This is a genomic window from Dechloromonas denitrificans, assembly GCF_001551835.1.
GTDB lineage: Bacteria > Pseudomonadota > Gammaproteobacteria > Burkholderiales > Rhodocyclaceae > Azonexus > Azonexus denitrificans.
Genome location: NZ_LODL01000021.1, coordinates 245,842 through 268,001 on the forward strand (window position 1 = coordinate 245,842; position 22,160 = coordinate 268,001).

The following is a 22,160-nucleotide window of genomic DNA, read 5'->3' on the forward strand; positions in this document are numbered from 1 at the left end:
TATCGAGGTACAAATGAAAACTGCTGTAATTACCGGGATATCCGGCCAGGATGGGGCTTACCTGGCCGAATTGTTGTTGAATAAGGGCTATGCTGTTTATGGAACCTATCGTCGTACCAGTTCTGTCAATTTTTGGCGAATTGAGGAGTTAGGAATCGAGAAAGACCCTAACCTGCATCTGGTTGAATATGATCTGACGGATCTGTCTTCCAGCATTCGTTTGTTGCAGACCACTGGCGCGACGGAGGTATACAACTTAGCAGCACAGAGCTTCGTTGGGGTTTCGTTTGACCAGCCTTTGACGACTGCGGAGATTACCGGCGTTGGCCCCGTTAATCTGCTGGAAGCAATCCGCATCGTCAATCCGAAGATACGTTTCTACCAAGCGAGTACCTCCGAAATGTTCGGCAAGGTGCAGGCTATCCCGCAGATCGAGTCTACGCCGTTCTATCCCCGTAGCCCATATGGGGTGGCCAAGCTGTACGCACACTGGATGACGATCAACTACCGCGAAAGTTACGACATCTTTGGTTGCAGCGGCATCCTGTTCAATCACGAATCACCGTTACGCGGACGGGAGTTCGTGACGCGCAAAATTACGGATTCCGTGGCCAAGATCAAGCTTGGCCGACTGGACGTGCTGGAACTGGGCAACATGGATGCCAAGCGCGACTGGGGTTTCGCCAAGGAATACGTGGAAGGCATGTGGCGAATGCTGCAAGCTGATGAGCCGGATACCTATGTACTGGCTACTAACCGGACCGAGACGGTGCGCGATTTCGTTTCCATGGCTTTCAAGGCGGTGGGTATTGCAGTCGACTTCAAGGGCGAAGCAGAAAATGAGGTAGGCATCGATTCGGCGACTGGTAAGACGGTGCTGCGCGTGAACCCGAAGTTCTACCGCCCGGCCGAGGTTGAGTTGCTGATCGGTAATCCGGAGAAAGCCAAGCAGAAACTGGGGTGGGAGCCGAAGACTAGCCTCGAAGAGCTTTGTGCAATGATGGTTCAGGCGGACCTGCGGCGGAATGATCGTGGCTTCTCGTTCTGAGGTTCCGCGTGCCTTGGTGACTGGGCTCGGCGGCTTTACCGGCCGCTATCTGGCGCGTGAGTTGGAGAGCGCCGGTTACCAGATTTTTGGCACTGTGCATGGTAGCGAGCCGTCGGGCAGGGACATGCTTGCCGTCGACCTCTGTGACCGTGAGGAATTGCGCCGAGTGGTCGCAGAGGTACGCCCTCATGTGGTGGCGCATCTGGCGGCAATTTCGTTTGTGGCACATGGCGATGCGGAGGCGATCTACCGGACAAACGTGCTGGGCACGCGCAACTTGCTGGAGGCCTTGGCCGGGTTGGATCAATCTCCGCGCGCAGTGTTGCTGGCGAGCAGCGCCAACATCTATGGGAACGCAGCGGTGGAGGTGATCGACGAGTCTGTGTCGCCTTCGCCGGCGAATGACTATGCCGTGAGCAAGCTGGCGATGGAGTACATGGCCCATCTGTGGATGGAACGCCTACCCATTGTGATCGCCCGGCCGTTCAACTACACCGGGGTGGGGCAAGGGGCTCAATTCCTCTTGCCCAAGATCGTCGGGCATTTCCAGCGTGGCGAGCGAGTGATCGAACTGGGCAATATCGACGTAGAGCGCGACTTCTCCGACGTGCGCATGGTGGCCTGTGCCTACGCAGCATTGCTCGCCAAGGCCCCAGCCGGTGATGTATTCAATGTGTGTTCCGGTAAGGCGTATTCACTGAAGGATGTGCTGGCGATGATGGCGGAAATTGCCGGTTACGAGATAGAGGTGCGGGTCAATCCGACATTCGTGCGGGCAAATGATGTCAAGCGACTTCAAGGTTCTGCAAGAAAACTGGAGGCTTGTATTGGCGGTATCGAATGCATTCCTCTGAGCGAGACATTGGCTTGGATGTATCACCACGCTGTTCCGTCAGGGGCATGAATTGAGAGTTTTACACGTCTATCGGACGTATTTTCCGGACCCCCCGGGAGGCTTACAAGAGGCAATACGGCAGATTTGCTTGGGAACCAAGGCGCTCGGGGTGGAATCGAAAATCCTGTCGCTATCGCCATGCCCGATTCCCGCTGAAATTGAGAGTTCCGAAGGCACAGTAATTCGCTCGCGTTCCTGGATGGCGCCGGCGTCTTGTGACTTGGGGGCCTTTGATTCATTCAAGCGGTTTCGGGAGTTGTCCGCTTGGTCCGACGTGATTCATTACCACTTCCCGTGGCCATTTGCCGATGTCTTGAACCTCGTTGCAGACAGGAACAAGCCGAAGGTGATGACCTATCACTCGGATATTGTCAGACAGAAATTCCTTAGTCTCATCTACGGGCCGTTGATGCGCTATACCCTTGGGGTCATGGATGCTGTGGTTGCGACTTCTCCCACGTATGCAAAAACTAGTCCGGTACTCAATACGGCGGTCGCGCCGGATCGCCTGAAGGTGATCCCGCTTGGACTTGAAGACCGGTCGCATCGGGAATCGATGGAGATAGGTTCGTCCGACATTCTGGAGCGGTTGGAATTGGGCGATAGGCCGTTTGCTTTGGCGCTGGGGGTGCTGCGGTATTACAAGGGCTTGCATTTTCTGGTGGATGCTGCATCGAGGACCAATGCAACCATCGTAATTGCTGGCTCAGGTCCCGAGGGGGGGCATCTGCAAGAGCAGGTCCTGCGGCAGGGAGTGCGGAATGTCGTCTTCGCTGGACAGGTGAGTGAGCAGGAAAAGGCTACATTGTTGAGGCGCTGCAGGCTGCTGGTATTGCCATCTCACGTTCGTTCGGAAGCATTTGGCATGGTTCTTCTTGAGGCAGCCATGTTCGGTAAGCCGATGGTTTGTTGCGAAGTGGGTTCTGGAACCTCATTCGTTAACGTTCATGGTGAAACTGGCTATGTTGTCCCACCCGAGAATGCGTTGGAACTGGCTGATGCCATGAACACGTTATTGGCGGATCAATGTCTTTCTGAATGCATGGGCCTTGCCGCTAGGTTGCGTTACGAACATATGTTTTCCGGGGAAGTGCTTGGGCGTCGATATGACGATCTCTATCGGGGCGTCTTGAATTCACACCGTTATGCGTGATGTAATAACGGATACCGCATAATTTGGCATATGGATAGGGTGATGGATGAGATTCGATATGTTGGATTCAGTTGCGTGATCGAATGTTAGGAACCGAACGCGCTATCTGGGCCGTTGTGGTGACCTACAATCCGAATATGGAAGGTCTTGGAAATTTGATTTCTGCCTTGGCGCCTCAGGTTGCCGGAGTGATTGTTGTCGATAACGCTTCGTCTCCAGATATCACTTCGCAACTTGCAAGATTCGTAGCCGAAAATGCCACGTTGTTGCGGATGCCGGAGAATCTCGGCATCGCGGAAGCACAAAATGTGGGTATAGAGTACGCAATTTGCTCCGGAGCGGCATTTATCTATCTATCGGATCAAGATAGTGTTCCTGGTTCGACTATGTTGAGCGAGCTTTTGTCGGTCTTGACCGGTAGGCGTATGAATCCGGTTGCTGCAGTTGGGCCGGCTACGGTGGATAGTCGTACCGGAGTTTCTTCATTTTTTGTTGTCGAGCGTTCCGGTTTGCCTCGCCGTTGGATGCAGCCCGTGGAGGGGCAAGTCATTCCAAAAGACATTGAGGTGAGTTTTCTCATTGCTTCCGGTACCTTGATTCCAGTTGAAGTACTCAAGCGCCTTGGGGGCATGCGTTCGCAGTATTTTATTGACCATGTCGATACCGAGTGGTGTTTTCGTGCAAGAGCAGCAGGTTATGTGTTGCTTGGTGTTCCTGAAGCACGGCTGGTGCATCAATTGGGCGATTCTGTAAAAGCTGTCTGGTTTTTTGGCAAGCGCCAAGTAATGTACCACTCGCCATTGCGCGATTACTACATGTTCAGAAATACGCTGTTATTGCTGCGTGATGTGTCCATGTCTTGGATTTGGCGAGCCCATTTCTTATGGCGCCTAGTTCAGTTTGCCGGGTATTTTCTGACGTTTTCGGATGATAGGTCGCTGCGCCTCAGGAGAATGGTGCTCGGTGTGTTGCATGGCTTGCAGGGGCGAGCCGGCCGGCTTGATGCCGCGACAGGGTGCAGTCATGAACTGCCGGAGTCACCCATTGGGCAGGTTTAATGCGACCCAGTGTTGAGTGTCTTTTGAGTGCCAGCCATTCCATGACTGGCACTCTCTGTTCGTCGATTTTTCTACGTGATGGATTTTCAGGAGCGACGCTGAATGCCTAGTAATTCAGGAGTCCTTGGCGGAGCCCTTTGGAATCTTACCGGCTCGGTATTGCCCCTCTGCGTTGGAGTGGTGGCAATCCCCGTTCTCGTTGCACAACTGGGGGTCGAGCGCTTTGGTCTCTTGAGCCTCGCCTGGTTGTTGGTAGGGTATTTCAGTCTGTTCGATTTCGGCTTGGGGCGAGCGTTGACGCGTCTGGTTGCGGTCAGGCTGAGTTCGGGGCTTGAGTATGAGATTCCCGACTTGACGGCCACCGCGATGGGGCTTATTCGCAGTCTGGGGCTGGCTGCTGGTGTGCTTTTGGCGACCCTGTCAACATGGGTCGTAGGATGGCTGGCTATCTCGGCGGCTTTGAGCGATGAGGTTCTGGTCGGTTTGTGGGTGCTCGCGGGGGCTTTGCCGTTTGTACTCCTCTCGGCTGGTTGGCGTGGGGTGCTCGAAGCATATGGTCGCTTCGATCTAGTGAATTGGATAAGAATTCCGTTGGGCGTTGCGCTGTTTCTGGCACCGCTTGTGGCGTTGTGGTTTTCTAAAGGGCTGGTTCCGGTGATCGTTTCACTGGCAGTGACACGCGTCCTCGGTTGGTGGTTTTTGCGGTTCATGTGTTTTCGTTTACGCCCGGATTTGCGACGGGCAAACGGGTTCAGTCGAGCCTTAGTCTGGCCGTTACTGACTTTTGGTGGTTGGATGACTGTCTCGAATGTGGTTGGCCCGTTGATGGTCTACGCCGATCGATTCTTGATCGGTGGTTTGCTTTCAGCGACGGCGGTTGCCTATTACGCCACTCCATATGAGATGGTGACCCGTCTGTGGATTATTTCCGGAGCTTTGACCGGGGTGCTGTTCCCGATCGTGGCGGCTCGCTTGGTGGCTGATCGTGAGATGGTCCGGCTGGTCTACTGGCAGTCGATGAAATGCGTGTTCATGCTTTTTCTACCGGTAGTGGCAATCTTGTATCTGTTCGCCGGAGAAGTCATCGATTGGTGGTTGGGTGCCGATTTTGCCCGGAACGGCCAGCAGACGGCGCGGCTTCTGTTACTCGGTGTTTTTGTCAATGCCCTAGGGCAAGTGGCCATTACCGTGGTGCATGGTGCAGGCCGCGCCGATTGGGCGGCCAAGATACATTTGCTGGAATTGCCGTTTTATCTTGCCGCACTTGTGCTTATGGCCGAGTGCCATGGTATCGAAGGCGTCGCCTTGGTTTGGCTGCTGCGTGTTGCGGTGGACACGGTACTGATGGCCATCTTGGTTGAGCGACTACTAACGGTGACCAATCGTTATTTGTTTGTGCTCACTACATTATCTGCAGGAGTCATTTTGCTTTTGTGGCTGGCCGGTGGGGTAGAAAACCTTGCTGCCCGGGGGGCGGTAGCTTTGGTCATGTGCCTGGCGTGTGCTATGTTGCTCCCCCGGCAATTGCGTGGACTCGTTCAGGTATCACGTGGTTCTGTCTGATTTTGTATATGCGCCCCAATGTTGATTAAACCTTCTCCTGTGACTGATTGGCCCGCGTCCGGACTAGAGCCAGTGGCGGCTTGTCCATTGTGCGGGTCGAGCGAGCGTCAGCTTGCTTACAGTGATCTTCAGGATTATTTCTTTGGATCGGGGCCCGGTAATTGGCAGTTTTACCGTTGCCTTGGGTGCGGCAGCGGCTATTTGGACCCGAGGCCGAGTCCGGAGGCAATTGGCATTGCTTACCGTCACTATTACACGCATCGCTCAAGCGAGACATCGTATTCCGGAGTTCGTTGGCTTTGGCACTTGTTGCGGGATGATTATTTCAAAAGCCGCTTTGGATTCCAGTCTGAATGTACCTTATGGCCCGGTCGATGGGTGCTGCCACTTTTTCCATTTTTTCGTCAGGGTCTGGATACGGCCGTGGCGCGTAATCTCGAATGGGTGACGCCAGAAAATAGAAGGTTGTTGGATGTCGGTTGTGGTAATGGCGAGTTCATGGAATTTGCTCGCCAGGCGGGGTGGCTGGTTCAAGGGGTGGATATTGACGTGGCAGCAGTGACCATTGCCAAGGCCAAAGGCCTGGATGTCATTGCGGGCGGCATAGAGCAGTTTGCTGGGCAAACTGCTTGTTTTGACCGAATTACGCTTAGCCACGTTGTCGAGCATGTTTTCGACCCTATGGGCTTGTTGAGGGACTGTTTCCGATTGTTAAAGCCGGGTGGTGTACTGTGGGTTGATACTCCGAATATGGGGAGTGCCGGGCTGAGGGTCTTTGGTGAATATTGGCGTGGCCTTGAACCTCCGCGTCATCTGATGTTGTTTTCCCGGGCATCACTGATTGATTCGTTAATCAAAATTGGATTTGGGGAGATTGTGGACCGTTTTAGCACCTTGGCGACAACGGCAGTGTGGCGCGAAAGTCGTGAGATCATGTCGCGCGCTAGCGTGAAGCGTAATTGGCGACAAGCGTTGCCGGGACGGTTTTTGGCTGATGTCGACGGGATTTTCGCTCCGACTGAGCGTGAGTTCGTTACGTTGACATGCAGGAAGCCAGGATGAATTGTGTTGGTTTAGCTATGTGCGGAGATGATGGTGTGTTTGGGGGCTGGTGGCTGATTGACGCCCATGTTTGCCTAGGCATGGAACTCTGGGGAGGAAGATCATGATTGCCGTTTCCATTGTCAGTCATGGTCATGGCGCCATGGTGGCAAGACTGATTGCATCACTGTCGGCCTTTCCAGAAGTCCAGCAGATCATTCTGACTCGCAATATTCCCGAGGCGCTGGGTATGGATACTAATGCCCAGGTAAGCATTATCGACAACGGTTCGCCGAAGGGGTTTGGCGAGAATCACAATGCTGCGTTTGCCGCGTGTAACCAACCGTATTTTTGCCCGCTGAATCCAGATGTCGAATTACCGGAAAACCCGTTTCCGGGATTGTTAAATTGCGCCAGGATTTCAGACGCTGCGTTAGTTGCTCCGCGTGTTGTAACTCCGGAGGGGGCAACTGAAGACAATATGCGTTATTTTCCGAATTTTCGTTCCTTACTGACCAAAGCGTTTGGCGGGAAGGATGGAAGATTCGATGTGTCCGACGGACAACCGGACTTTTGCCCGGACTGGGTTGCGGGAATGTTCATGCTGTTTCGAAGTGAGGATTTCGCTCGCCTAAAGGGATTTGATGAGGGCTTTTTCCTTTATTACGAAGATGTTGATATTTGTGTTCGTATATGGCTACAGGGGTTGAGGATAGTTGCCTGCCCAAGCGTGACGATCGTTCACGATGCTCGACGTCATAGTCGGCGGAATTTGCAGTACCTTCGATGGCATTTGACGAGTATGGGCCGCCATTTTCGTAAGCATTGGGGGCGCATGCCCAGTGTGCGTGATCGCCGGGTAATCCCATGATCGGAATCTCCGGTTGCACGGGTTTCATTGGAGCCCGTCTGGGAGCGATGCTGAGTAAGTCCGATGTGCCATGGGTGGGGCTGGCGCGTAGTAGTGATTCATTTCCTGAGTGCCGAATTGCAGATCTAAGCAACTCGTTGGCATTGACCGCTGCATGTGCCGGACTGGATACACTGTTTCACTGCGCTGGCTATGCGCACGCTTTTTCAGCAGTGAATGGCAATGATTCGAAGCGTCACCAGGAAATTAATTTCGAGGGGACCCGCAATTTGGTGGAGGCTGCCGGACAGGCTGGAGTCAAACGCTTTGTCTTTCTCTCCAGTGTAAAAGCGATGGCGGAGCCCGGTGATGCGCTGGTCGAGGAGGATTTCGAGGGGGAGCCCAATACCGCTTACGGTCGGTCAAAGCGCGCAGCGGAGAGGGCTGTGCTGGAGGTGGGGCAACGTCACGGCATGCATGTCGTGAATTTGCGATTGGCTATGGTCTATGGCAGTGGTGGGCGAGGTAATCTTGAGCGCATGGGACGGCTAGTCCGGCTTGGGGGGTTTCCACCATTGCCCGAGACAGGGAACCATCGATCATTGGTGCATATTGAAGACGTGCTTGCCGCAACGAGGCTGGTCGCCGAAGATGATCGCGCCAATGGGCGTACCTATATTGTGGCGTCGCCTGAGGCACCCTCGGGGCGCCAATTGTATGATGCGTTGCGAGAGGCGCTGGGGTTAACACCCTGTGCCTGGGCCGTTCCCGCGTCTGCGCTTCGGATGGTTGCGCGTGTTTTCGATGGAGTGGAGTTCGTTACGCGCCGCCGCATACCGTTGGATAGCGAGGCGCTGGAGCGACTGCTTGGCTCGGCTTGGTATTCTCCGGCTCGGCTTGAGCGCGAGCTTGGCTGGCAAGCTCGTATATCTTTGGCTGAAGGCCTACAGGAAATGTTCAGGCAGTGAAACGATTATTCGATTTGTTGCTGGCGCTATTGGCTGCCAGCGTTCTGGTTTTTGTTATCTTGGTGGTCTCCGCGGCAGTCAAATTAACTTCTCCAGGTCCAATATTTTATTGGTCGGATCGGGTTGGTCGGCATAACAGTATTTTCAAGATGCCAAAATTTCGTAGCATGCGCATCGGAACACCAGCGGTGGCCACCCATCTGTTGAAGGATCCGAATGTCTATCTGACGCCGATTGGCTCATTTCTGCGCAAATCGAGCCTGGATGAATTGCCTCAGCTCTGGAGCATTCTGGTGGGAGATATGAGTTTCGTCGGTCCTCGGCCGGCCTTGTTTAATCAGGATGACCTGGTAGCTTTGCGTACTGAACTCGGGGTGCATGAACTATTGCCGGGTTTGACCGGGTGGGCGCAAGTCAATGGGCGGGATGAGTTGCCGATTCCGGAAAAGGTGAAACTTGATGCCGAGTACCTTCAGCGCCGGTCTCTATTCTTCGATATTCATATTTTGTGGCTGACCTTCGTCAAGGTCTTGCGGCGTGATGGCGTTTCTCATTGATTTATTTCCAGCGGGTTAAAATAGGCGGTTTCGATCGTGTTTGGTCGGCTATTTAACTTTTCGGAATCTGCTGAATGACTAATCCACGTACCTTGGCCGCGTTTCTCCACGATCTGGTGGCGGCTGCGCTGGCGTGGATGCTCGCTTTCTGGCTGCGCTTCAATTTTGACGTGCCAGCTGAGTTTGCGCATTCGGCTACTTACTCGCTGCTTTGGGTGTTGCCGCTCTTCGGTTCGTTGTTTTTTGTTTTTGGCCTGTATCGCGGATTGTGGCGTTTTGCCAGTCTGTCTGATTTGCAGCACATCCTTTCTGCGGTGCTGACCGGTGCCGTTTTAACGATGGTAGCCGTCGTTTTTCTTGGTCTGGGGCCGATTCCCCGTTCAGTACTGGTCTTGCATCCGCTGCTCCTGGCGTTGGTGATGGGCGGGAGTCGCTTTGCCTATCGTAGCTGGAAGGAGCACCGTCTTTACGGTCCGGCCAAAATGCGTGGGCAACCGGTGCTTGTCCTTGGTGCCGGGGAGGCAGCAGATTCGTTGTTGCGGGAATTGAATCGTAGCGGCCTGTGGTATGCGGTGGCGCTGGTCGATGACAACCCGGCTAAGGTGGGGCGTCGGCTGCGTGGTTTGCCTGTCTTTGGGCCGTTGGCCAATGTGCCGGAGGTTGCCGAAAAATATGGCGTCAAGCATGTCGTGATGGCCTTGCCCGGCGCCAAATCCGGCGAGCGGCGGCGGGCTGCAGAGTTGGCGGCAGCTGCGGGCTTGACCGTGATGACGATGCCTTCCTACGATGATTTGTTGGCCGGGCGTCTGTCTGTTTCCAACATCCGTCGCGTTGAGTTGGAGGATCTGCTTGGGCGCGACGCTGTTTCTCTGGATGATGCCGGCTTGCATGAGCTGCTGACCGGGCGTGTTGTCCTTGTCAGTGGGGCGGGAGGCTCGATTGGCTCAGAGTTGTGCCGCCAGATTGCTCGTTTTGAGCCATCGCGCCTAGTCTTGCTGGAGGCCTCTGAGTTCGCCTTGTATCGGATTGACGAGGAGTTGAAACAGTCCTTCCCCAAGCTTGAGTGTGGTTGTTGGGCGGGGGATGTGCGGGATGCCGAGCGAGTGGCGGAAATTCTGGCGGCTGAACAACCCGCTGTTATTTTCCACGCCGCAGCCTACAAGCATGTTCCTTTGATGGAGCATGCCAATGCCTGGCAGGCGGTTCGGACAAACGCCCTCGGCACCGTGACGCTAGCTCGGGCGGCGCAACGGGCGGGGGTCGACAAGTTCGTGTTGATCTCCACCGACAAGGCAGTCAATCCGACTAACGTGATGGGGGCGAGCAAGCGTCTGGCTGAGCGCCTTTGTCGGGTGACCCAAGCTGCTGGTGGGACGCGTTTTATTACGGTGCGTTTCGGCAACGTGCTGGGTAGCAATGGGAGTGTGATTCCCAAGTTCCGTGAGCAGATTTCGCGTGGTGGGCCGGTTACCGTGACTCACCCGGATATCGTGCGTTATTTCATGACCATACCCGAGGCAGCGCAGTTGGTTTTACAGGCGGGCTGGATGGGGCTGGGGGGCGAGATATTTGTCTTGGACATGGGTGAGCCGGTAAAAATTGTCGATCTGGCACGTGACATGATTCGGCTGTCCGGATTTTCCGAGGACGATATTCCGCTTGAGTTCACCGGCTTGCGTCCCGGAGAAAAGCTTTACGAAGAGTTACTGGCCGATGGTGAGGCAACTTTGCCGACGCCGCATCCAAAGCTGCGCATAGCCAAGCAGGCCGACAGCATGAGTGATCTCGAATTTCAAGAGCTGCTGGACTGGCTGGCGCCCAGTGTGCGTGAGGTGGCCGTCGTCAAGACGGGCTTGCAGCGCTTTGTGCCTGAATATGTGATGAATTGATTCGTTGGGAGGCGTGGCGCCTTCCTTCTCTGTAAACGGAGTATTCCTTGAGTATTGAATTCCTTGATCTTTCCCAGCAGATCTCTGCTGGTGGCACGGTTCGCTTGCCAGGCTCAAAAAGCATCTCCAACCGGGTTTTGTTGCTGGCTGCGCTGGCTGAAGGTGAAACCGAAGTTCGCGACTTGCTCGCTTCCGATGATACCGAGCGCATGCTCGATGCCCTTAAAACGCTTGGTGTTGGTGTTGACGCGCTGGCTGGGGAAAGTTGGCGGATCAAGGGTTGTGGCGGGAGGTTTCCGGTCAGGCAGGCCGAGTTGTTTCTTGGCAATGCCGGCACCGCATTTCGGCCACTGACGGCGGCGCTGGCGCTGGCTGGCGGTGATTACGTGCTGAGGGGCGTGGCGCGCATGCACGAGCGGCCGATTGGCGACTTGGTCGATGGCCTGCGCCAGTTGGGGGGCAATGTTACCTATCTGGCCAACGATGGTTTTCCGCCGCTGCATCTTAAGCCGGCGACGATTCGTGCCGGGGGCACGGTTCAGGTGCGCGGCGATGTCTCCAGTCAATTTTTGACCGGTTTGCTGATGGCGCTGCCCTTGACTGGCGAGACTGCTACGGTCGACGTGATTGGGGAGCTGATTTCCAAGCCCTACATTGAAATCACGTTGGCCATCATGGCGCGCTTTGGTGTGCAGGTGCAGCGCGAAGGTTGGCAGCGTTTCACGGTGCCGGCCGGCAGTCGTTATGTTTCGCCGGGAACGGTTTATGTCGAGGGTGATGCTTCGTCGGCATCTTATTTCCTCGCTCTGGGGGCGATTGGCGGTGGACCGGTGCGTGTCGAGGGTGTCGGTCGCGACTCGATTCAGGGCGATGTTCGCTTTGCCGAGGCTTTGGCGCAAATGGGCGCCGAAATCGAGATGGGGCCGAACTGGATGGCGGCGCGGGCGCCCAAGTCGGGTCTTGTTGCGGTCGACCTTGATTGCAATCACATTCCCGATGCTGCGATGACGCTGGCGACGACGGCCTTGTTCGCCAAAGGTACTACCACGCTACGCAATATTGCCAGTTGGCGGGTCAAGGAAACCGACCGCATTGCTGCCATGGCGACCGAACTGCGCAAGTTGGGGGCGGTGGTTGAGGAGGGTGAGGATTTCATCCGCGTTACGCCGGCCGACCTGAAGCCGGCGGCAATCGATACTTACGACGATCACCGGATGGCGATGTGTTTCTCCTTGGTGGCGTTTGGCACGCCATTGCGTATCAACGATCCGAAGTGCGTGGCCAAGACCTTCCCAGATTACTTCGAGCGTTTCGCTGGCGTTACTCAAGCTGCGCCGGTGGTTGCCATCGACGGTCCCTCGGCTTCGGGCAAGGGAACGGTCGCGGCACGCGTCGCGGCAGCGCTCGGTTTTGCCTATCTCGATTCCGGAGCCCTGTACCGGTTGACCGCGCTGGCGGCGCAACGGGCGGGCGTGGATTGGGCCGATGAAGAGCGTGTGGCGGCAATTGCTGCGGCGCTGGATGTCGAATTCCTTGAAAACGAAATTCGCCTGGACGGGCAATTGGTCGGCGATGCGATCCGCACCGAGGCAATGTCGGCCGGGGCCTCGAAAGTGGCGGCTTTGCCGGCGGTGCGCGAGGCCTTGCTGTTCCGTCAGCGTGCCTTCAATACCAAACCCGGTTTGGTCGGCGATGGCCGCGACATGGGCTCGGTCATCTTCCCGCATGCCCCGCTCAAGGTCTTCCTGACGGCGAGTGCCGAAGTACGCGCCGAGCGCCGTTATAAGCAGTTGATCGAAAAAGGATTATCTGCTAATCTCACGGACCTTCTGCTAGATCTTCAGCAACGTGACGAGCGCGATTCGCAGCGCAGCGTTGCTCCGCTCAGGCAGGAGCGTGATGCCAAATTGCTCGATACCACCGGGCTCACCATCGAACAGGCGGTGGATCAGGTGCTGGTGTGGAGCAGGGAAGCGTTGAAGTAAGGTGTTGCCGGCTGCAATGGTCGGCAATATGTTTGAAACCTCTAACCCGCTGTGAATTTCACGGTTCGCGGCATGAAAGTTCTCTCCGTCAATGGAATCTTTTGCTCAACTATTTGAAGAATCCCTGGCTCGCCAGGAAATGCGTCAAGGCGAAGTCATCACTGCAGAAGTGGTGCTCATCGATCACAACTTCGTTGTGGTCAATGCCGGCCTGAAATCGGAATCCTATGTTCCGCTCGAAGAATTCCTGAACGATCAGGGCGAACTCGAAGTGCAAGTGGGCGATTTCGTCCAAGTTGCCATCGAGATGCTGGAAGACGGCTACGGCGCAACCCGCCTGTCGCGCGATCGCGCCAAGCGCATCGCTGCCTGGAACTTCCTGGAACAGGCCCTGAACGACAATACCCTGGTTACCGGCACCATCACCGGCAAGGTCAAGGGCGGTCTGACCGTCATGTCCAACGGCGTCCGTGCATTCCTGCCGGGTTCGCTGGTCGACATGCGTCCGGTCAAGGACACTACCCCATACGAAGGCAAGACCCTCGAATTCAAGGTTATCAAGCTGGATCGCAAGCGCAACAACGTGGTCATGTCCCGTCGCGCCGTCCTCGAAGCCACCGCTGACAAAGATCGCGAAAAGCTGCTTGAGAACCTCAAGGAAGGCACCACCGTCAAGGGTATCGTCAAGAACATCACCGATTACGGTGCATTCGTCGATCTCGGCGGTATCGATGGCCTGCTGCACATCACCGACCTGGCCTGGCGCCGTGTCCGTCACCCGTCCGAAGTGCTGGCCGTGGGCGACGAAGTTACCGCCAAGATCCTCAAGTTCGACGCCGAGAAGAACCGCGTCTCCCTGGGTATGAAGCAACTGGGCGACGATCCGTGGGTTGGTATTGCCCGCCGTTACCCGGCCGGCACCCGCCTGTTCGGCAAGGTCACCAACCTGACCGACTACGGTTCATTTGTTGAAATCGAACAAGGCATCGAAGGTCTGGTTCACGTTTCCGAAATGGATTGGACCAACAAGAACGTTCATCCGTCCAAGGTTGTTTCCTTGGGTGATGAAGTCGAAGTCATGATCCTAGAAATCGACGAAGAGCGTCGCCGTATTTCCCTCGGCATGAAGCAATGCCTGCCGAATCCGTGGGATGATTTCGCGATGAACCAGAAGAAGGGCGACAAGGTTCGCGGTGCGATCAAGTCGATCACCGACTTCGGTATCTTCATTGGCCTGCCTGGCGGCATCGACGGCCTGGTTCACCTGTCCGACCTGTCCTGGAGCAGCACTGGCGAAGAAGCCATCCGCAACTTCAAGAAGGGTGACGAAGTTGAAGCCGTCGTGCTCGGTATCGACGTCGAGAAGGAACGTATCTCCCTCGGCATCAAGCAGCTCGAAGGCGACCCGTACACCAACTTCATTGCTACCCACGAAAAGAACAGCATCGTGCGCGCTACCGTCAAGACGGTTGATGCCCGCGGCGCCGTGATGACGCTGGATGGCGAGAACGAAGGTTACCTGCGCGCTTCCGAGTTCTCCCGTGATCGTATCGACGACCTGTCGCAGCACCTGAAGGTGGGTGACGAGGTTGAAGTCATGATCATCAACGTGGATCGCAAGACCCGTGGTATCAACCTGTCCGTCAAGGCCAAGGATCAAGCCGAGCAGCACGAAGCGATGCAGAAGTTCTCTGCCGAGTCGAATTCTGCTGCTTCTGGTACGACCAACCTGGGCGCCCTGCTGAAGGCCAAGCTTAACCAGCAAGGCTGATAGGCATAAAGCATGACCAAATCCGAGCTCATCGCCCGGCTGGCGGAGCGGTTTCCGCAGTTGGTGGCGAAGGATGCTGATTTTGCGGTCAAGATGATTCTCGATGCGATGTCCGATGCACTTGTGCGCGGGGATCGTATCGAGATCCGCGGATTCGGCAGCTTTGCGCTCAACTACCGGCCACCACGCACCGGTCGTAACCCCAAGTCGGGGGAGAAGGTCAGCGTTCCTGCCAAGTGGGTTCCCCACTTCAAGGCGGGCAAAGAACTGCGTGAGCGGGTTGATCAGGCGATCTGACAGTCCGCTGAGCAGACGCAATGTGGTAGATTCAGGGCAGTGAATGATTTCACTGCCCTTTTTTATTGAATGCCATGACAGCACTGACTTGGGCCATCCGGCTCATTATTTTTTCCTTTCTGGTCGTTTTTGCGGTGCAGAACACCGATCCGGTGGTTCTGAACTTCGTCCTCGGTCAGGCCTGGCAGGCACCGCTGGTCATCGTGCTGCTTGCCTTTTTCGTCGGCGGTGCAATGCTCGGTGTGCTATCGCTGCTTGGCGTGATCTATCGCCAGCGCCGGGAAATCGCGCGCCTGAAGCGTGCGGTCGACAAACCTCAGTCCGTCATTTCGCAGGAACCCCCACCGGTCGCATGAACGATCTTTTTGAATACTGGCAGTTGCTGCTCATTCCCTTGTTTTTCGGGCTGGGCTGGGCGGCGGCCCGCGTTGACATGCGCCAGGTGGTGCTTGAATCCCGCGCCTTGCCGCGCTCCTATTTTCAGGGGCTGAATTTTCTCCTCAACGAACAGCCGGACAAGGCGATCGACTCCTTTCTCGAGGTCGCCAAGGTCGACTCGCAGACGGTTGAGCTCCACTTTGCCCTTGGTAACCTGTTTCGCCGCCGCGGGGAGACCGAGCGTGCCATTCGCCTGCACCAGAACCTGATCGATCGCCCCGATCTGGAAGAGGAGGTGCGTCTGCATGCGCTCTCCGAGCTCGGGCAGAATTTTTTGAAGGCCGGCCTGCTTGATCGAGCTGAGGAAATTTTCAACAAGTTGAGTGGGACGACTTTCGAAATGGAAGCCAAGCGCAATCTGCTGGAAATCTACCAGGTTGAGAAAGAGTGGCTAAAGGCCATCGAGATTGCCCGCGAATTGCCGGATGGCGTAACGCAGCAGCAGGTGGCCGAGTTTTATTGCGAGTTGGCTGCCAATGAAATCATGCGCTCCAAGCCGGACTCGGCGCGCGGCTATATTGAATCTGCCATCCAGCAGAACCGGAAATGTGTCCGCGCCAGTCTGTTGCAGGGCGACCTGTTGCTCCAAGAAGGCAAGCCGGAAGCGGCCATCGAGGCCTGGCAGCGGATCGAGCAGCAGGATCCGGCCTATCTGGCTCTGGTCGCCCAGCGTCTGCTCGATACCTATCGCAAGCTGGAGCGCCGCGATGAGGGTATTGCCCTGTTGCGCGGCTATCTTGAACGCTATCCGTCGCTTGATCTGCTGGACGTCGTCTATCAGTTGATTCTCGAGGGCGAGGGAACGGAGTCCGCCTATCGCCTGGTGCGCGATGAATTACAGCGCAATCCGACCCTGCTTGGCTTGGAAAAACTGATGAGTGCCCGCCTGCCGCTGGCGCCGCCGGATGTGCGTGGCGACGTCGAACTGGCCAAGACCATCATTCAGGGCTACACCAAACGCCTGTCGCGCTATCGGTGCGATAATTGCGGCTTCAAGGCGCGACAGTTCTACTGGCGCTGTCCGGCCTGCGGCGGCTGGGAAACCTACCCACCGCGCCGTAGCGAAGAATTCGATCAAACTCTGTAGGAAGCATTCATGAAAATCACCGTCGTCGGCACCGGCTATGTCGGTCTGGTAAGTGGTACCTGTCTGGCTGAAGTCGGCAACGACGTCCTCTGTCTGGACGTCGATCCGGAAAAGATCCGCATTCTCGAAGAAGGCGGCATCCCGATCTACGAACCGGGCCTGCAGGAAATGGTCCGCCGCAACGTTGCCGCCGGCCGCCTGAGCTTCACCACCGATGTTGAAAAAGCCGTCCACCACGGCACCATCCAGTTCATCGCCGTCGGCACCCCGCCCGACGAAGACGGCTCGGCCGACCTCCAGTACGTGCTCGGTGCCGCCCGCAACATCGGCCGCCTGATGAGCGACTACAAGGTTGTCGTCGACAAGAGCACCGTCCCGGTCGGCACCGGCGCCAAGGTCAAGGCCGCCATTGCCGACGAACTCGCGAAGCGGGCGGTCGACATCCCCTACAGCGTCGTTTCCAACCCGGAATTCCTCAAGGAAGGCGCTGCCGTCGAAGACTTCATGCGGCCCGACCGTATCGTCGTCGGCGCCGAAGAAGAGCAGGCCATCCTCCTGATGCGTGCCCTCTACGCCCCGTTCCAGCGCAACCACGAACGCCTGATCATCACCGACGTCAAGAGCGCCGAACTGACCAAGTACGCCGCCAACGCCATGCTGGCCACCCGCATCAGCTTCATGAACGAACTCGCCAACCTGGCCGAAGTGCTCGGCGCCGACATCGAAATGGTCCGCCAGGGCATTGGCTCCGACCCGCGCATCGGCTACCACTTCCTCTACCCCGGCTGTGGCTACGGCGGTTCCTGCTTCCCGAAAGACGTCAAGGCCCTGATCGCCACTGCCCAGGACGACGCCGACATTACCCTCAAGGTGCTGACCGCCGTCGAAGAAGCCAACGATGCGCAAAAGCATGTGCTGACCCACAAGCTCAAGGCCCGCTTCGGCGATCTCAAGGGCAAGCACTTCGCGCTGTGGGGCCTGTCCTTCAAGCCCAACACCGACGACATGCGTGAAGCGCCGAGCCGCGAACTGATCGCCGACCTCTTCGCCGCCGGCGCCACCGTCACCGCCTACGACCCGGTCGCCATGCACGAAACGCAACGCATCTTCGGCGACGACAGCCGCCTGCAGTACGCCGAGAACCCGATGGGTGCGCTCGACAGCGCCGACGCGCTGCTCATCGTCACCGAATGGAAGGAATTCCGCAGCCCGGACTTCGACGCCATCAAGCAGACCCTGAAGAATCCGGTGATTTTCGACGGGCGCAACCTCTACGATCCCAAGCTGGTACGCGGGCTGGGCATCGAATATTTCGCAATCGGACGTTAATTGACGGTAGGCAGCATGCTGGAAAAAGTTTCGCAGGTTCGCCTGCTCGTGGTGGGCGATGTGATGCTCGATCGTTACTGGTTCGGCGAGGTCAACCGGATTTCGCCGGAGGCGCCGGTACCGGTGGTCAAGGTTGAGCGGCAGGAGGAGCGTCTGGGCGGAGCCGCCAACGTCGCCCGCAATGCGGCTTCACTCGGGGCGACGACGGCGCTGCTGTCGGTGGTTGGCGATGACGATGCCGGGCGTTCCCTCGGCCGCCTGCTCGAAGAGGGGCTGATCGATGCAGGCCTGCATGTCGACCGCGATATCGACACCATCGTCAAGTTGCGCGTCATCGGACGTCAGCAGCAATTGCTGCGCATCGACTTCGAAACGCCGCCGTCGCATGAAATCCTGCAGGCCAAGCTGGCCGATTTCGAGCGTCGGGTCGCCGATGCCGATGTCGTGATCCTGTCGGATTACGGCAAGGGCGGCCTGACCCACATCGCCGAGATGATCCGCATCGCCCGCGCCGCGGCCAAGCCGGTGCTGGTCGATCCGAAGGGTGACGAGTGGGAAAAATACGCCGGGGCGACGGTGATCACCCCGAACCGCTCCGAATTGCGCGAAGTGGTCGGTCGTTGGTCCTCGGAAGCTGATCTGATCGCCAAATCGCAGAAACTCCGCGCCGATCTCGGTCTCGAAGCCTTGCTGGTCACGCGTAGCGAAGAGGGTATGACCCTGTTTGCTGATGGCGAAACGCATCATCAGGCGGCCCTGGCGCGGGAAGTGTTCGACGTTTCCGGGGCCGGCGATACGGTGATTGCGACGCTGGCCGTGATGATCGCGGCAGGTGCCGATTGGGCCGAAGCCATCCGTGTCGCCAATGTGGCGGCCGGCATCGTGGTTGGCAAGCTGGGGACCGCTGTTGTTACCCGCCAAGAACTCGCAGCAGCTCTGTAAGGAATAAATATGTACACAGTCGTTACCGGCGCTGCCGGCTTCATTGGTTCGAATATCGTCAAGGCCCTCAACGAGCGCGGCGTCACCAAGATCATCGCGGTCGATAACCTGACCAAGGCCGACAAGTTCAAGAATCTGATCGACTGCGAAATCGCCGATTACCTCGACAAGCAGGATTTCATCGAGCGCATCCAGGCCGGCCATTTCGATGGAGAGATCGAAGCGATTTTCCATGAAGGCGCCTGCTCCGACACCATGGAAACCGACGGCCGCTACATGATGGAGAACAACTACCGGTACTCCATGATCCTGCTCGACTGGTGCCAGGATCAGGACGTCCAGTTGCTCTATGCTTCCAGCGCGGCGACCTACGGCGGCAGCAATATCTTCAAGGAAGAGCGCCAGTATGAAGGCCCGCTCAACGTTTACGGCTATTCCAAGTTCCTGTTCGACCAGGTGGTGCGCCAGCGTCTGGCCCAGAGCCCGTCGTCGCAGATCGTCGGTTTCCGCTATTTCAACGTCTATGGCCCGCGCGAGACGCACAAGGGGCGGATGGCCTCGGTCGCCTTCCACAACTACAACCAGTTCAAGGCCGACGGCAAGGTTAAGCTGTTCGAAGGCTCGCATGGCTACGAGAACGGCGGTCAGATGCGAGATTTCGTCTTTGTTGGCGATGTCGCCAAGGTCAATCTCTTCTTCCTGGACCATCCGGAAAAGTCCGGCATCTTCAATCTCGGCTCCGGTCGGGCCCAGAGTTTCAATGATGTGGCGGTTGCTGCGGTCAACGGCTGCCGCAAGGCAAAAAGCGAGGCGCCGCTAACGCTGGACGAACTGCGGGCACAGGGTTTGCTCGAATATATCGCTTTCCCCGAGGCCTTGAAGGGCAAGTACCAGGCATTCACGCAGGGCGATCTGACCCGCTTGCGCGCTGCCGGCTACGATGCTCCGATGGCGACGGTTGAGGAGGGCGTCTCCCAATACATCGAGTGGCTCCATAAAAATGTATAAAACCCTGCAGGATTTTGTCGGAAACACCCCGCTGGTACGCCTGGTGCGTATTCCGGGGGCGGAGAACGACAAGCGCAACAACGTCATCCTCGCCAAGCTGGAAGGCAACAATCCGGCCGGTTCGGTCAAGGACCGGCCTGCTCTGTCGATGATCGTCCATGCCGAGGCGCGCGGCGACATCAAGCCGGGCGATACGCTGATTGAGGCGACTTCCGGCAATACCGGCATTGCGCTGGCGATGGCGGCGGCGATCAAGGGCTACCGGATGATCCTGGTCATGCCGGAAAACCAGAGCATCGAGCGCCGGCAAAGCATGCGCGCCTACGGCGCTGAGCTGGTGCTGACGCCCAAGGATGGCGGCATGGAGCTGGCGCGCGATGTCGCCGACAAGATGCGGGACGAAGGCAAGGGCATCATCCTCGACCAGTTCGGCAACCCGGACAATCCGCTTGCCCACCTCGAAGGTACCGGCCCGGAAATCTGGCGTGATACCGACGGCAAGGTGACGCACTTTGTTTCCAGCATGGGCACGACCGGCACCATCATGGGGACCTCGGCCTACCTGAAGGGGCAGAATCCGACGATCCAGATCGTTGGCTGCCAGCCGGAAGAGGGTAGCCAGATTCCCGGTATCCGCAAATGGCCGGAAGCCTACCTGCCGAAGATTTACGACAAAACCAACGTCGACCGCATCGAATACGTCAGCCAGGCCGATGCCGAGGCGATGACGCGCCGTCTGGCGATGGAAGAGGGCATCTTCGCCGGCATTTCCTCGGGCGGGGCGCTGGCCGTTGCGCTGCGCCTGTCGCAGACGCTGGAAAATGCGGTGATCGTCAGCATCATTTGCGATCGCGGCGACCGCTACCTGTCGACCGGCGTTTTCCCGGCATGAAACCGGTCCTCGTTTTCGATATCGAGACGATTCCCGATGTTGCCGGCCTGCGCCGCCTGAACGATCTGCCCGGCGAGCTTTCCGACGACGAGGTCGCCGAGCTCGCCTTCCAGCAGCGGCGGGCCAAGACCGGCAACGATTTCCTGCAGTTGCACCTGCAGCGCGTCGTCGCCATCTCCTGTGTGCTGCGCACCAGCGAAGGCCTCAAGGTCTGGTCGCTGGCCGAACCGGAGCAGGGCGAGGGCGAGATCATCCAGCGCTTCTTCGATGGCATCGAGAAATTCACGCCGCAGATCGTTTCCTGGAACGGTAGCGGCTTCGACCTGCCGGTGCTGCACTATCGCGGCATGCTGCATGGAGTCAGCGCGCCACGCTACTGGGATCTGGGCGACGGCGACTATGCCGATTCGCGCGATTTCAAGTGGAACAACTACATCAGTCGCTACCACATGCGCCATCTCGACCTGATGGACCTGTTGGCCCTCTACAACCCGCGTGCCAACGCGCCGCTCGACGACCTGGCCAAGCTCTACGGCTTTCCCGGCAAGCTCGGCATGGATGGCGGCAAGGTCTGGGAAGCCTGGCAGGCCGGCAAGAGCGCCGAAATTCGCGACTATTGCGAAACCGATGTCATCAATACCTACCTCGTCTATAACCGCTTCCGTCGCCTGCGCGGCGAACTGACAGCGGCCGAGGAAGGGGCGGAAATCGACTTCGTCAAGGCGCAGCTCGCCAAGATCGGGGCGCCGCACTGGCAAGAGTTTCTCGCCGCCTGGCACTGACAGTGCTTAGCACAGCGTTATAATCACAAGTTCTCAAAACCTAAACGCAGAGAGATTACGATGGCTCTTAACAACGTTCCTTCCGGCAAGTCCCTCCCCGACGACTTCAACGTCATCATCGAAATCACCGCCCACGCCGACCCCGTCAAGTACGAAGTCGACAAGGAATCCGGCGCGATTTTCGTCGATCGTTTCATGGGTACCGCGATGCACTATCCGTGCAACTACGGCTACATCAACAACACCATCGCCGGCGACGGCGACCCGGTCGATGTGCTGGTCGTGACCCCGTTCGGCCTGCCGCCGGGCGTTGTCGTGCGTTGCCGCCCGCTCGGCATGCTGGCCATGGAAGACGAGGGCGGTCAGGACGCCAAGCTGCTGGCCGTGCCGGTCGACAAGTTGACCCCGCTCTACAAGGACGCCAAGACCTTCGAAGACATTCCGCAACTGCTGCGTGACCAGATCTCCCACTTCTTCTCCCATTACAAGGATCTGGAGAAGGGCAAGTGGGTCAAGATCGTTGGCTGGCAGGGTATTGATGCCGCCAAGAACGAAATCATGGAAGGCGTCGCCCGTTACCAGGCCGAAGCCAAGTAAGAAGCCGTCC

General features: G+C 57.3%; 21 protein-coding genes. All 21 read left to right on the plus strand.

What is annotated here, in order from left to right:
• Positions 1-13: 13 nt before the first annotated feature.
• The 21 genes from gmd (at position 14) to ppa (ending at position 22,150) form a co-directional block, all read left to right on the plus strand.
• Entirely contained in the window at positions 14-1,048 is a 1,035-nt protein-coding gene (gene gmd / locus AT959_RS12220; protein ID WP_066883468.1) for a GDP-mannose 4,6-dehydratase, read from the plus strand.
• Positions 1,032-1,952 (plus strand): GDP-mannose 4,6-dehydratase, encoded by a 921-nt coding sequence (locus AT959_RS12225; RefSeq protein WP_240481819.1) that lies wholly within the window; start codon positions 1,032-1,034, stop codon positions 1,950-1,952. The genes gmd and AT959_RS12225 overlap by 17 nt, the downstream gene beginning before the upstream one ends.
• Position 1,953: 1 nt before the next feature.
• On the plus strand, positions 1,954-3,096 hold the full coding sequence (locus tag AT959_RS12230; protein ID WP_066883475.1) for a glycosyltransferase: 1,143 nt from the start codon (positions 1,954-1,956) through the stop codon (positions 3,094-3,096).
• Between the two features lie 83 nt (positions 3,097-3,179).
• Entirely contained in the window at positions 3,180-4,154 is a 975-nt protein-coding gene (locus tag AT959_RS12235) for a glycosyltransferase family 2 protein (RefSeq protein WP_066883477.1), read from the plus strand.
• Positions 4,155-4,256: 102 nt separating this feature from the next.
• Entirely contained in the window at positions 4,257-5,717 is a 1,461-nt protein-coding gene (locus AT959_RS12240; RefSeq protein ID WP_083518379.1) for a flippase, read from the plus strand.
• 423 nt (positions 5,718-6,140) lie between these two features.
• Complete coding sequence (locus AT959_RS21170) at positions 6,141-6,779, plus strand: class I SAM-dependent methyltransferase (protein ID WP_157651291.1); 639 nt, start codon at positions 6,141-6,143, stop codon at positions 6,777-6,779.
• A gap of 103 nt (positions 6,780-6,882) precedes the next feature.
• Positions 6,883-7,629 carry a galactosyltransferase-related protein gene (locus AT959_RS20545; protein ID WP_169795470.1) on the plus strand — a complete coding sequence of 249 codons (747 nt, stop codon included), beginning with the start codon at positions 6,883-6,885 and terminating at the stop codon, positions 7,627-7,629.
• A complete protein-coding gene (locus tag AT959_RS12250; protein WP_083518381.1) occupies positions 7,626-8,576 on the plus strand; it encodes an NAD-dependent epimerase/dehydratase family protein in 951 nt (316 codons plus the stop codon). Before AT959_RS20545 ends, AT959_RS12250 begins: the two co-directional genes overlap by 4 nt.
• Positions 8,573-9,133 carry a sugar transferase gene (locus AT959_RS12255; protein WP_066883485.1) on the plus strand — a complete coding sequence of 187 codons (561 nt, stop codon included), beginning with the start codon at positions 8,573-8,575 and terminating at the stop codon, positions 9,131-9,133. The genes AT959_RS12250 and AT959_RS12255 overlap by 4 nt, the downstream gene beginning before the upstream one ends.
• Positions 9,134-9,207: 74 nt before the next feature.
• The gene (locus AT959_RS12260) at positions 9,208-11,022 is read left to right on the plus strand and encodes a nucleoside-diphosphate sugar epimerase/dehydratase (RefSeq protein ID WP_066883488.1); all 1,815 of its coding nucleotides are present in this window, start codon (positions 9,208-9,210) and stop codon (positions 11,020-11,022) included.
• 53 nt (positions 11,023-11,075) lie between these two features.
• A complete protein-coding gene (locus AT959_RS12265) occupies positions 11,076-13,007 on the plus strand; it encodes a bifunctional 3-phosphoshikimate 1-carboxyvinyltransferase/cytidylate kinase (RefSeq protein WP_066884387.1) in 1,932 nt (643 codons plus the stop codon).
• A 91-nt stretch (positions 13,008-13,098) separates the two neighbouring features.
• Positions 13,099-14,778, plus strand: coding sequence for a 30S ribosomal protein S1 (rpsA, locus tag AT959_RS12270; protein WP_066883490.1), 1,680 nt, complete (start codon positions 13,099-13,101; stop codon positions 14,776-14,778).
• A gap of 12 nt (positions 14,779-14,790) precedes the next feature.
• Positions 14,791-15,075 carry an integration host factor subunit beta gene (locus AT959_RS12275; protein WP_066883492.1) on the plus strand — a complete coding sequence of 95 codons (285 nt, stop codon included), beginning with the start codon at positions 14,791-14,793 and terminating at the stop codon, positions 15,073-15,075.
• A gap of 74 nt (positions 15,076-15,149) precedes the next feature.
• Positions 15,150-15,431, plus strand: a complete 282-nt coding sequence (locus tag AT959_RS12280; protein ID WP_169795471.1) for a LapA family protein — start codon at positions 15,150-15,152, stop codon at positions 15,429-15,431.
• Positions 15,428-16,600 carry a lipopolysaccharide assembly protein LapB gene (lapB, locus tag AT959_RS12285; protein ID WP_066883496.1) on the plus strand — a complete coding sequence of 391 codons (1,173 nt, stop codon included), beginning with the start codon at positions 15,428-15,430 and terminating at the stop codon, positions 16,598-16,600. Before AT959_RS12280 ends, lapB begins: the two co-directional genes overlap by 4 nt.
• A gap of 9 nt (positions 16,601-16,609) precedes the next feature.
• Positions 16,610-17,929: a UDP-glucose dehydrogenase family protein gene (locus AT959_RS12290; protein ID WP_066883500.1), complete on the plus strand. Its 1,320-nt coding sequence runs from the start codon at positions 16,610-16,612 to the stop codon at positions 17,927-17,929.
• Between the two features lie 15 nt (positions 17,930-17,944).
• Complete coding sequence (gene rfaE1, locus AT959_RS12295; protein ID WP_066883502.1) at positions 17,945-18,871, plus strand: D-glycero-beta-D-manno-heptose-7-phosphate kinase; 927 nt, start codon at positions 17,945-17,947, stop codon at positions 18,869-18,871.
• A 9-nt stretch (positions 18,872-18,880) separates the two neighbouring features.
• The gene (gene rfaD / locus AT959_RS12300) at positions 18,881-19,879 is read left to right on the plus strand and encodes an ADP-glyceromanno-heptose 6-epimerase (RefSeq protein WP_066883504.1); all 999 of its coding nucleotides are present in this window, start codon (positions 18,881-18,883) and stop codon (positions 19,877-19,879) included.
• Positions 19,872-20,771: a cysteine synthase CysM gene (gene cysM / locus AT959_RS12305; protein ID WP_066883506.1), complete on the plus strand. Its 900-nt coding sequence runs from the start codon at positions 19,872-19,874 to the stop codon at positions 20,769-20,771. The genes rfaD and cysM overlap by 8 nt, the downstream gene beginning before the upstream one ends.
• On the plus strand, positions 20,768-21,553 hold the full coding sequence (locus AT959_RS12310) for a 3'-5' exonuclease (RefSeq protein WP_066883508.1): 786 nt from the start codon (positions 20,768-20,770) through the stop codon (positions 21,551-21,553). The genes cysM and AT959_RS12310 overlap by 4 nt, the downstream gene beginning before the upstream one ends.
• A 60-nt stretch (positions 21,554-21,613) precedes the next feature.
• Complete coding sequence (gene ppa, locus AT959_RS12315) at positions 21,614-22,150, plus strand: inorganic diphosphatase (RefSeq protein WP_066883510.1); 537 nt, start codon at positions 21,614-21,616, stop codon at positions 22,148-22,150.
• The last annotated feature ends 10 nt before the right edge of the window (positions 22,151-22,160 follow it).